Origin of the sequence: Candidatus Nitrosotalea sp. FS, from assembly GCF_011319475.1 — an archaeon.
GTDB lineage: Archaea > Thermoproteota > Nitrososphaeria > Nitrososphaerales > Nitrosopumilaceae > Nitrosotalea.
In genome coordinates, this window is record NZ_RCMC01000126.1 from 1 (window position 1) to 1234 (window position 1234).

Below are 1234 nucleotides of genomic sequence, written 5' to 3' on the forward strand. Positions count from 1 at the left end.
GATTGATATTCTACTAGGCCTTGTGAATATTGAGATTGTACCTCTGATGTAGCATTAATTCCGGCATCTTGTAACTGCATCATTCTTTCCTGAGCTGCCTCTTTTGACTGGTTTAATATTGAAACAAGGCCTGAATTACCGTCATTTGTTGCCAGTGCCACATTTGAGGAGAGTGAACCTACTAGCAATACTACTACAATTATTGCAATCAAGCGCATGGCCTGTAGATTCATGATTACGGTTTATTCACAGTCTATTTAAGCAACTATTTCGAATTGGCATTTTTTTGTTCCTGAGATTGGCTCTGTATCTGGTTCGAACCTTCGAACCACCTGACTTTATGATACAATTACCAATCCGATTCGCTTTTTGTCATTTTTTCCTTTATTTTGGCATTTTTTTCTTTTGATAAAATACTAGAAGTTTCAAACAGTTCTAGCCTAGCCAAGGATTTTTGTAGGATATAGTCCTCAATCTCTTTTGTATATGCATCGTCTGATATTCTGTCAGACGTTGTAGGGGATACAGCATCTACTGGTTTTGATTCAGTTTTTGTGTCTTCCTTGTAGTTTTCCTGTTTTGTTGGCAAGATTTTCTTAGATGGAGGCATTTTCCGTTTTTTGTATGCTATTATAACACCCACGCCTCCTACAAGGGCTGACAATAATATCATGGGTGTATAATCTACAGTCCAGTTTGCAGTAATCGTCACAGGACCTCCCATCACGATGCTGGCGGTCTGTTTCTTTGGATCCGAAACAGGACCATTCCATCCTGTGAAGACATGTCGTGTTGGAAAGCCGTTATCAGAACTTGAATATATGGTAGCAGTAGTGCCAGAATCATACCACCCTTCTCCTGTAGTGTGACCGTATTCTGAGACTAGATTAAGATAGTATTGCGTCATGTATACAAAATTAACACTATGGCTGTTTGACATGTGGATCTGTGTCGTATTAAAGATGCCAGACTCTAGTCTTTCAATTTGTTTTGTGTCTTCTCCGTCATATGACCATCCCTTGAGCTGCATTCTTGTATTTTTCTCATCTGATTGTATCACATATGGAACTGAGATCTCTTCATCCGAATTGATATCAAACCAGTTGTCATTTGTGGGAGATGGTGGTACAAATGAGACCGAGTCAGTTCCAATTGTCTCTATAGGATATTGTATTACTGACAAAAAGATAACTTCATGATTAGATTCTGTTGGTATGTCAAGGGTGAAATTTCC

General features: G+C 38.7%; 1 protein-coding gene and 1 pseudogene. Both read right to left on the reverse strand.

Annotation, left to right across the window (positions count from 1 at the left end; genetic code table 11):
* Positions 1 to 233: hypothetical protein (locus DYY66_RS04625; protein ID WP_166286631.1), on the reverse strand; the 233-nt coding region annotated here is incomplete at its 3' end.
* Positions 234 to 349: 116 nt separating this feature from the next.
* A pseudogene (locus tag DYY66_RS04630) lies at positions 350 to 1234 on the reverse strand (hypothetical protein); the annotation flags it as partial.